Below are 10,784 nucleotides of genomic sequence, written 5' to 3'. Positions count from 1 at the left end.
CCGGCGCCCGGGGAAACTCCCGGTGCGCCGGGCGCCGCGTCGGTGCGCCCGGCCGGTTCAGCCGCCGTGCAGTGCCGCGTCGACCGCCTCGCCGATCAGCCGCGCCGCCTCCGGTCCGAGCAACTGCTCGTGTCCGTACGGCACTTCGTGCACCGTGAGCCGGCCGCCGAGGTGCGGACGCCACCGTGCGGGCAGCTCGCCCGGCGCCCGGTCCCCGGTGGCCGCGAACAGCGTGAGTGCGCCGTCGAAGCGGCCCGGGGTGAAGGCGTGCGCGAGATCGGTGTGGTGCCGCATCACGGTCATCAGACGCCGGACGTCGTCCTCGCCGAACGCCCGCGTATCACCGAACTGGCCGACGTGCTCGAGGAAGTTGCGGCGGATCTCGTCGTCGGACGGCCGCGGGTCACCGTCCGCGACCGGGAAGCTGTCGAGGACGCCGAGGAACGCGGTGCGTTCCCCCTGCGCCTGGAGCTGCACCGCCATCTCGTGGGCGACCAGGCCGCCGAAGGACCAGCCGAGGAAGTGGTACGGACCGGACGGCTGGATCGCCCGCACCCGCTCCAGGTAGTCCGCGGCGAGCGTCCGTACGTCCGGCGGCCGCTGCCAGGGCGTGTCCGGCGCGATTCCCTCCGACTGCAGCGCGAACACCGGCCGGCTCTCGTCCAGCCACCGGGCCAGACCCGCGTACGGCAGGCCGAAGCCGACCCCGCCGTGCAGGCAGAAGAGCGGGGCCGCGGTGCCGGTGGGCCGAATGTCCAGGACCGGCCCGAGCGCCTCCGCGCCGAGCTCGCCGGCCCCGAACAGGCCGGGCCCGTCGGGGTGCGGTGACCGGGTCCGTGCGCAGGCCGCGAGCTCGGCCACCGTGCGGCGGGAGAACACGTCGGCCAGGGAGATCGACAGACCGGCCTTGGCGGCCCGGCTCACCACCCGCACCGAATCGAGGCTGCTTCCGCCGGCCGCGAAGAAGTCGGTCTCCGCGTCGGCCTCGTCGAGTCCGAGTACCGCGGCGAACACCTCGGCCACGATCACCTCGGACGGGGTGCGTGGCTGCCGCCCGGCGGCGGCCCGCACCGCACGCCCCGGCGCCGGCAGCGCGGCGGTGTCCAGCTTGCCGTTGGTGGTCAGCGGCAGCGCGCCCAGGGTCACCAGGGCGGACGGCACCATGTGCGGGGGCAGCGATCGGCCCACGTACTCCTTCAGGACCGGGGCGTCCACCTCCGCGACGCCGGGTACCGGCACCACGTACCCCGTCAACTGCCCCGATCCGTCCGGGGATCGGGTGACCAGCACCGCGGCCTGGTCGACCACCGGATGGCCGGTCAGCACCGCCTCCACCTCACCGGGCTCGATACGGAACCCGCGCAGCTTGATCTGCTGGTCCGCCCGGCCGACGTAGTCCAGGCTGCCCCCGGGCAGCGGGCGCACCAGATCGCCGGTCCGGTACATCCGGGTGCCCGGCGGACCGAACGGGTCGGCGACGAACCGCTCCGCGGTGACCGTACGCCGCCCCAGATAGCCGTCGGCGAGACCGGCACCGGCCACATACAGCTCGCCGGTCACGCCGGGCGGCACGGGGGCGAGGGCGGAGTCGAGCACATAGGTGCGGAAGTTGGCGACGGGACGGCCGATGGGCGGCTTGCCGGCTCCGTCGAGCGGGTCGCTGACCGTCGCACAGACCGAGGTCTCGGTCGGCCCGTAGGCGTTGCGGAGCTGATGGGTCCGTGCCCAGCGGGCGGCGACCGCGGGCGGGCACGCCTCGCCCGCGACCGCCAGGACCAGGTCGTCCGGCAGGGACCGGTCCTGCGGAATGCCGGCGACGACCGTCGGGGGCAGTACGGCGTGCGTGACCCGGTGCTCGGCGACGAAGCCGGCGAGCACCTCGCCGGAGACCCGCGCCTCCGCGGTGGCCTGCACCAGGGTCCCTCCCGCGAACAGGGAAGCGCACAGCTCCCACACCGTCGCGTCGAAGCTGAACGAGGCGAACTGCAGGGCCCGCGCGTCCGGTCCGGCGCCGAGCCGCTCACGGTGGTGCGCGGCGAGATTCACCACACCCGCGTGCGGGACGACGACGCCCTTCGGGCGGCCGGTGGAGCCCGAGGTGTAGATGACGTAGGCGGTGTCCCGCGGGGTGAGCGGCCGGGTCCGCTCGGCGTCGGTGAGCGGCGCGGCGGACCGCGCCGCGAGCCGTGCCGCGACCTCCGGATCGTCCAGGACGAGAGCAGGACGGGCCGGTCCGGGCAGTCGATCGGCTGCGGAGTGGACGGTGAGTACGTCGACGGGCGAGGCGTCGTCCAGCATGTAGGCGATGCGGTCCGCCGGGTACTCCGGATCGACGGGCAGATACGCGGCACCGGTCTTCAGGACGGCCAGCAGCGCCACCACCGTCGCGGACGAGCGGGGGATCGCAAGGGCGACGACGCTGCCGGGGCCGGCTCCGCGGGCGACCAGTTCGCGGGCCAACCGGTTGGCCCGGGCGTCCAGTTCGGCGTAGCTGAGCCGGGTGGTGTCGTCCGGCCGGCGGTCCGAGCCGAGCGGGTCCGCCGCCCCGGGGTCCACCAGGGCCGGCCGGTCGGGCGCCCGGCGGACATGCTCCTCGAACAGGCCGGGCAGGGTGTCGGGCCTTACCTCGATGCGGGGGCCCGCGCCTTCGGCGAGCCGGGCGGTGCGCTCCTCGCCGGTCAGCAGGGCGAGCCGGCTCAGCGTCGCGTCGGGGGCGGCGCAGGCCGAGTCGAGCAGGGTGACGAGGGAGTCGGCCAGCCGGGCCGCGGTCGCCCGGGTGAACAGGTCCTCGCTGTACTCGAGGAGGATGTCGAGGCCCGCGGGCTCGCCGTGCGCGTCCCTGCGGTCGGTCACCTGGAAGGACAGGTCGAACTTCGCGGTCGTGGTGGTGGCCTGCTGCACCGTCGCCGTGAGACCCGGAAGGCCGGGCAGCGGGTCGGTGCCGGCCTGGAAGGCCAGGATCACCTGGAACAGCGGCTGCCGGCCCAGCGAGCGCGCCGGGTTGAGCTCCTCCACCAGGTACTCGAACGGCAGCTCGGCGTGCGCGTACGCCGTCAGGTCCGTCTCGCGCACCCGGTCGAGCAGGTCCCGGAAGGACGGATCGCCGCCGGTGTCGGTGCGCAGGACCAGGGTGTTCACGAAGAAGCCGACCAGGTCGCGCAGGGCCTCGTCGGTGCGGCCGGCCACGGGCGTGCCGAGCGGGATGTCGGTGCCGGCGCCGAGGCGGGTGAGCAGGGCGGCGATCCCGGCCTGTACGGCCATGAAGAGGGTGCCGCCGGTGTCCCTTGCGAGCGCGTCGAGGGCGCGGTGTGCGGAGGCCGGCAGGGTGGTGTGCACATCGGCGCCGCGCCCCGAGGCACGGGCCGGGCGGGGGAAGTCGGCGGGCAGTTCGAGTTCCTCGGGTATGCCGTCCAGGACGCCGCGCCAGTGCGCGAGTTCGCGCGCGAGCAGGCTGTCCGTATCGTCCCGTTCGCCGAGCAGCCGGCGCTGCCAGCGTGCGTAGTCGGTGTAACTCACCGGCAGTGCCTGCCAGTCGGGCGTGCGGCCGGCCGTGCGTGCCGTGTACGCCTCGGACAGGTCGCGGGCGAGCGGCTCGAGCGACCAGAAGTCCGCCGCGATGTGATGCAGCGTCAAGGCGAACACATGGGTCTCGGCGTCGAGTTCGAAGAGCCGGGCGCGCAGCGGCACGTCCCGTGCCAGGTCGAAGCCGGCCCCGGCCTCGGCGTCGAGCATCCCGGGCAGTGCGTCCTCGGTGGTGCGCAGGTGCTCGAGCCGGCCGCCGGCCCGCTCGGCCTCCTCGGGGGTGAGCACCACTTGGGTGGGCAGCCCGTCGGACTCGACGAAGACGGTCCGCAGGCTGTCGTGCCGCGCCAGCACGTCCCGCAGCGCGTCCGCGAGCGCGGGTCCGTCCAGCGGGCCGGTCAGCCGCAGTGCGAGCGGGATGTTGTACATCCCGGCGCCGGCGCCGTCGGGACCCTCCAGACGGGACAGGAACCAGAGGCGCCGCTGTGCGTACGACAGCGGCGCGAAGCCGGTCTCGGCGGAGGCCTCGAGCGGTGGGCGGGGCGGCGTGGCCGGTGCCGAGTGGGCGTCGCCGGCGGGCTGCGAGGGCCCGTCGAGTGCCGTCGCGAGCCGTTCCGCCGTACGGCATTCGAAGAGCGTGCGCACCGGGAGGTCCGTGCCGAGTTCGGACCGCAGGCGGTTGACGACCCGCGTCGCGGACAGCGAGTGTCCGCCGAGGGCGAAGAAGTCCTCGTCGGCGCCGACCCGTTCGGCCCCGAGGACGTCGGCGAAGACCGCGCACAGCAGTTGCTCGTACGGGCCCTCGGGGGCACGTCCGGATCCGGCGCGGGTCCGGTCCGGCTCGGGCAGCGCCTTGCGGTCGATCTTGCCGTTCGGGGTGCGCGGCAGTTCGTCCAGGGTCACGTACACGGCAGGGACCATGTGTTCGGGCAACACCGCAGACGCGCGCTCCCGCAGCCGGTTGCGGTCGGTCCCTGCCGGTACGGCATAGGCGGCAAGGAGGGTGTCTCCCCCCGGGCCGGTGCGGGCGACGACGACCGCCGCGTCGACGCCCGGCTCCGCCGCGAGCACCGACTCGATCTCGCCGAGTTCGATGCGATAGCCGCGGATCTTCACCTGGTGGTCGGTGCGGCCCCCGTACTCGAGGTCTCCGGAGGCAGGGTCCCGGCGGACGATGTCGCCGGTGCGGTACATCCGGGTGCCGTCCGGGCCGTGCGGGTCGGCGACGAAGCGGTCCGCGGTGAGGGCCGGGCGGTTCTGGTAGCCGCGGGCCAGTCCGTCGCCCGCGATGTACAGCTCGCCGAAGGTGCCGTCGGGCACCGGCTGCAGCGCCGGGTCGAGCACGTACACCCGGGTGTTGTCGATGGGGCGGCCGATGGTGACGGGCTCGCCGGGGCGGACGGGGGCGGAGGTCGACCAGATGGTGGTCTCGGTCGGCCCGTAGAGATTGGTGACCGACCGGCAGCGGGTGCCGAGTGCCTCGGCCACCGTGTCGGGCAGTGCCTCGCCGCCGACCAGGGCGGTCAGGCCGGCCAGGCTCTCCGGCGCCTCGGCGGCCAGGGACTGCCAGAGGCCCGGTGTGGCCTGCATGAGGGTGGCGCCGCTCGCGGTGCACAGGCCGGCCAGCGCCCGCGGGTCGCGGACCGTCTCGCGCGGTGCCACGACGAGTTCGGCGCCGGCGGCGAGCGGGACGAAGAGTTCGAGGTTGGCGATGTCGAAGCCGAAGGTCGTCACGGCGAGGAACCGGTCATCGGGCGTCACCGCGAAGCGGCGGCGCATGTCGTGGACCAGGTTGGTGAGCGCGCCGTGCGGGACGACGACGCCCTTCGGGCGGCCGGTGGAGCCGGAGGTGTAGATGACGTAGGCGGGGCGGTCGGTGCCGTCGGCGCCGTCGGTGCCGGCGGTGCTGTCAACGGGAGCCGGAGTGCCGTCGCCCGGCGGCAGGTCCGCGGGCGGGGCGCCGTGCGGACCGAGCAGCCAGGTGGCGTCGGCGGGCAGCGTGCCGCCGAGCCGGCCGGCGACGGATGCGCTGGTCAGGGTCACCACGGGTGCCGCGTCGTCCAGCATGTAGCCGATCCGCTCGGCCGGGTAGTCCGGGTCGAGCGGCAGATAGGCGGCGCCGGAGTGCAGCACCGCGAGCGCGGCGACCACCAGGTCCGTGGAGCGGTCGAGCGCGATGGCCACGATCCGCTCCGGGCCGGCACCGGCCGTACGCAGGGCGTCCGCGAGCCGGGTGGCCCGCTCGTGCAGCTGCCCGTACGTGAGCAAGTCGTCGCCGCAGCGGACCGCGGGCGCGTCCGGTGTGCCGGTGGCCCATTCGGCGACGAGCGCCGTCACCCGCTCCGCGGGACGGGCACGCGCGGGCCCCTGGTGGGCGCAGAGCAGCTCGTCCCGCTCGCCGGCGGTCAGCGGGTCGAGGCGGCCGCTGGGCAGGTCGGCGCCGGCCACGGCCGCGTCCAGGAGCCGCAGGAATCGCTGGCCGATGCGCTCGGCGTCGGCGTCCGGGACGCGGTCGGGCAGATGGTTGACGGCGAGGGTCAGCCGGTCGCCGGGGAAGACGGTGAGCGTCAGCGGATAGTGGGTGGCCGACCGGATCTCCGCGCGGGCGCCGGCGGCGCCGTCCAGGGGCAGATCGCCCACCGGATAGTTCTGGAACATCAGGGCCGTGTCGAAGAGTTCACCGCGTACGCCGGTGAGCTGCTGCACGTCCGCGAGGGTGAGGTGCTCGTGGTCGAGGAGCGCCGCCTGTCGCTGCTGCACCTGGGCGAAGAGCTCCGCGGGAGTACGGTGCGGGTCGACGTCGACGCGTACGGGCAGCGTGTTGGCGAACAGGCCGACCATCCGCTCCACGTCCGCGAGCCCGGCGGGACGGCCCGAGGAGACCGCGCCGAACAGCACGGTGCGCTGGCCCGTGAGCCGGGACAGCAGCAGCGCCCAGCAGCCCTGCACCACGGAGTTGACGGTCAGCCCCTCGGCGCGGGCGAACGCGGTGAGCGCCGCGGACGAGGCGTCGGACAGGGACAGCGGCAGCGACCTGGGCAGCGGCGCGGGCCGCGTGCGTCCGCCTGCCGGGTCGCTGCCGGATGCCGCGGCGCCCACGGGGCGGGCCGGTGCGGCGCCCACCAGTCGGGTCGGTTCGGACACTCCGGCGAGCGCCTGCCGCCAGGCGTCCCGGGCCGCGTCCCGGTCCTGTGCCTGCAGCCAGGACAGATAGGTGCGGTACTGCGGCGGGGGTGCGGCCGGGGTTGTTCCGGCGGCCGACTGTTCGGTGAGCTCGACCAGTTCGCGGCTCAGGGCGGCCATCGACCAGCCGTCGACCACGATGTGGTGCACGGTCCACACCAGTCGGCAGCGCCCTTCGGCGGCCCGGATCAGGGTGAAGCGGTGCAGCGGCGGCCTGGCGAGGTCGAAGCGGCGTACCCGGTCCTCCTCGGCGATCCGCTCGAACGCGGCGTCGGTGTCCTCGCCCGCATCCGGCGCGGTCTCCCGCCAGGGTGCCGCCACCCGGGCCGGCACCACCTGGATCGCCTCGCCGGACCTGCGGTGCCGGAAGCAGGCGGCGAGGTGCGGATGCCGTTCGAGGAGCGTGTCCGCCGCGGTGTGCAGCGCGGCGGCTCCCTCGTCGGTCAGACCCTGGAGGTCGGCGACCAGCTGGACGGTGTAGACGTCGACGCCGTCGCGGTCGTACTCGGAGAGAAAGAGCAGTCCCTGCTGGAGGGGCGACAGCGGGAGGACTTCGCTGATCGTGGATGGCTGTGTCAAAGCCGGGCTCCTCTTCCTGTCTTCCTGCTGTCCCGATCCTGCGGACCTGGGCGGTCCTGCCGGCCTGGGTGGGCAGTGTTCAGAATTTCCCCCGGCGCTGACCTGCAACTGACGCCGCGCTGACGGGCTTTCGTACGAGTACGGGTACGGCGCGGGGCCGGTGTCCGGCGGCCGCGCGAGGGCCCCGAGAGGGGCGCGAAGCGGTGTCAGCAGTCCGTCAGTGCAGCGTCAGCCGCACCCTGGAGTGTTGCGCCGAGGTCAGAATCGTTGCTGCTGTCGGCCAGGAGACTCCATTGCCAGTCATATCCGCGTCGCATGAATTCGATGTCAGCGACCTCTTCGTCAATCTCCAGCCGTTCTCCGGACGCCGCCTCTTCCTCAAGGTGGAGGGATTCAACTTCGCCGGGTCCATCAAGCTGCGGGCGGCACGCGAGATCGTGGCGCAGGCCGAGGCGGCCGGCGTACTCGGCCCGGGGACCACCCTGGTGGAGTCCTCCTCGGGCAACATGGGCGTCGCGCTCTCCGTGCTCGCCGCGAGCCGCGGCTTCGACTTCCTGTGCGTGACGGACTCCCGGTGCAACGAGGTCACCCGGCGCACCATGGAGTCGTTCGGCGCCGAGGTCCATGTGATCACCGAGCCGCACGAGACGGAGGGGTTCCTCGGGGCCCGGATCCGTCACGTGGAGGAGCTCATCGCCGCCGACGAGAAGAAGATCTGGCTCAACCAGTACCGCAGCCCCGGCAATTGGCTCGCCCACTACCAGCAGACCGCGCCGGCGATCGCCCGGCAGTTCCCCGATCTGAACGTGCTGATCGTCGGGGCCGGCACCACCGGCACCCTGATGGGCTGCGCCCGCTACTTCCGCGACCACCGCCCCGGTGTGCGGATCGTCGCGGTGGACACGGTCGGGTCGGTCACCTTCGGCACTCCGGCGGGCACCCGGCACATCCCGGGCCTCGGCACCAGTGTGCGCCCGGCGCTGCTCGACGAGTCCCTGGTGGACGACGTGGTGCATGTCGCCGAGTCGGACACGGTACGCACCTGCCGCCAACTCATGCGGCACGGCTTCCTGTTCGGCGGCTCCACCGGGACGGTGGTACGCGGCGCCCTGGACTGGCTGAACAGCCGTCACCCGGGCGAACAGGTCACGGCGGTCACCATCTCCCCGGACCTCGGCGAGCGGTATCTGGAGACCGTCTACCACGACGCCTGGGTGCTCGACACCTATCCGCCGGAGGTGCTCGCGGGGGCCGCCGGACAGCTGTTCGCCGACGGCGACCTGGCCGCCGGTCTCGGCGCTGGCGCGGATCTCGAGACGGCTTCCGGCTGATGTCGCCCACGACGGCTGACGCGACGGCTGATGTCACCTTCGACCGCCCGGAATTGATCTCTGGAATTGATCTCCGGCACTGACTTTCCGGCACCGATATTCCGGCACTGACTTTCCGGCATTGATTGTCCGGCACTGAATTCTTCCGGCACTGAGTTCCGGCACCCGGCACTGAGTCCCGGCATAGGGAGAGCACCGCGATGAGGACGCCCAGTAACGCCGCCCTGCCGCTGACGGCCGCCCAGGCGGAGATCTGGTTCGACGAGCAGTTCGCCACCGGGCCGCTGGCCTACAACATGGCGGACTGCATCGAGCTGACCGGCCCGCTGGACGCCGGTGTCCTGGAGCGTGCCCTGCGGCGTCTCGGCCAGGAGGCCGAAGGGCTGCGGGTGTCCTTCACCGAGGAGGACGGAGAGCCGCGGCAGACCGTCCGCGAGCTCGCCGAACTCCCGCTGCAGCAGCTGGACTTCAGCGACGCCGCGGACCCGCGCGCGGAGGCGGAGCACTGGATGCACGCCGACCGCGACGAGCCGCTGAAGGTCACCGACTTCCCGCTCTTCCGCAGCGCACTGATCAAGATCGGTGCCGACCGGCACCTGCTCTACCTGTGCATGCACCACATCCTGTCCGACGGTTTCAGCCGCGCCCTGATGTACCCGAAGCTGGCCGGGCTCTACGACCGGCTGGCCGCCGGCGCCACCGGTCAGGAGCTCGACGCCGCTGCCGTCCCCGCCTTCCGCCACCTGGTGGAGGCCGAGCGGGACTACCTGGACTCGCCCCAGCTGGAGCGCGACCGGGCGTACTGGACCGGCCGCCTCGTGGACAACCCGGACTCCGCCCCCGAACTCGTCTCACTCTCCGACCGCGATCCGGCCCCCGGCCGCCGCACCGTGCGCTGCACCGCCACGCTCACTCCCGAAGAGGCCCTGGGCCTCAGGGAGATGGCGACCGAGGGCAAGGTCACCCTGCCGGTCCTGATGGTGGGTGTGATGGCCGCCTATGTGCAGCGGGTGACCGGTGTGGCCGAGCCGCTGCTCACTCTGCCGGTGACCGCACGGGTCGGCGCCGTCAGCCGCCAGATCCCCGGCATGCTGGCGAACTACCTGCCGCTCGCGCTGCGGGTGCGTCCGGACATGACGCGACGCCAACTCCTGCGCCAGGCCTGGGTGGAGGTCGCCGGTGCGCTGAAGCACCAGCGCTACCGCGGCGACCGGGTGCGGCGCGACATGGGGCTGCGGATCGACGACCGGCGCCCGTTCGGCCCGTTCATCAATGTGCTCGACCAGGACCCCGAGCTGCACTTCGGCGCCGACTGCCGCGGCCGGGTCCGCAATCTGTCCACCGGAATCGTCAACGACCTGATCATGACGGTCCTGAACGGTGCGGACGGCACCCTCGAGATCCACCTGGACGGCAACGAGGAGCTCTACGAGAAGTCCGAACTCGCCGCTCACCTCGGCCGGTTCACCTCGTTCCTGAACCGTCTCGCCGCCATGGACGCGGCGGCCCCGCTCGGCACCGTGGACGTGGTCTCGGAGCAGGTCGACGGCCCCGGCGCCGGCATCCTCCGGGGCGAGATGCACGACGACGCCTATGAGGGCGTCGTGGAGCGGGTGCTGGCCGTCGCGTCCGTCACCCCGGACGCCCCGGCGGTCACCGACCCGGACGGCACCGTCAGTTACGCAGGCCTGGTCGCCCGCGCGGGTGCGGTCGCCGCCCGCCTTGCGGGTGCCGGTGTGCAGGACAAGCCGGTGGTGGCGCTGCTCGCGGGTCCTGGAGTGCCGTTCATCGGCNCGGGTGCCGGTGTGCAGGACAAGCCGGTGGTGGCGCTGCTCGCGGGTCCTGGAGTGCCGTTCATCGGCGGGGTGTTGGGTGTGCTGGGTGCCGGTGGTGCGTATCTGCCGCTGGATCCGGAGGCGCCGCAGCAGCGGAACGCGGGCCTGCTGCAGGACGCCGGTGCGAGTGCGGTGCTCGCCGGCCCCGAGTGCCTGGAGGCCGCCCACGGCATCGCCGGCGACATCCCCGTACTGCCGCTCACGCTGCCCGAGGACGCGGATGCGGGACATGAACTCCCCGCTCTGGGCGAGGGGTTGGATTTGGCGTATGTGATGTTTACGTCGGGTTCGACGGGGCGTCCGAAGGGGGCGATGGTTCATCGGGTGGGGATGG

Annotated in this window: 3 protein-coding genes and 1 pseudogene; 3 read left to right on the top strand and 1 reads right to left on the bottom strand. The window is 73.2% G+C overall.

Annotation, left to right across the window (positions count from 1 at the left end; all coding sequences use genetic code 11):
• Positions 1–57: 57 nt before the first annotated feature.
• Positions 58–7,284 carry an amino acid adenylation domain-containing protein gene (locus tag DY218_RS07250; RefSeq protein WP_128555079.1) on the bottom strand — a complete coding sequence of 2,409 codons (7,227 nt, stop codon included), beginning with the start codon at positions 7,282–7,284 and terminating at the stop codon, positions 58–60.
• A gap of 293 nt (positions 7,285–7,577) precedes the next feature.
• Between DY218_RS07250 and sbnA the strand changes: the two genes are divergently transcribed.
• From sbnA to DY218_RS34915, 3 genes and pseudogenes are all read left to right on the top strand, one after another.
• Complete coding sequence (sbnA, locus tag DY218_RS07245) at positions 7,578–8,615, top strand: 2,3-diaminopropionate biosynthesis protein SbnA (RefSeq protein ID WP_128555078.1); 1,038 nt, start codon at positions 7,578–7,580, stop codon at positions 8,613–8,615.
• Between the two features lie 200 nt (positions 8,616–8,815).
• Positions 8,816–10,408, top strand: a pseudogene (locus DY218_RS07240) (condensation domain-containing protein); the annotation flags it as partial.
• Positions 10,409–10,420: 12 nt separating this feature from the next.
• A partial coding sequence (locus DY218_RS34915) for an AMP-binding protein (RefSeq protein WP_233521416.1) occupies positions 10,421–10,784 on the top strand: 364 nt, incomplete at its 3' end.

Source organism: Streptomyces triticagri, assembly GCF_003429565.1.
GTDB classification, from domain to species: domain Bacteria; phylum Actinomycetota; class Actinomycetes; order Streptomycetales; family Streptomycetaceae; genus Streptomyces; species Streptomyces triticagri.
Note: the sequence above shows the minus strand (reverse complement) of the source record. Positions and strands in the feature narration are given on the sequence as shown.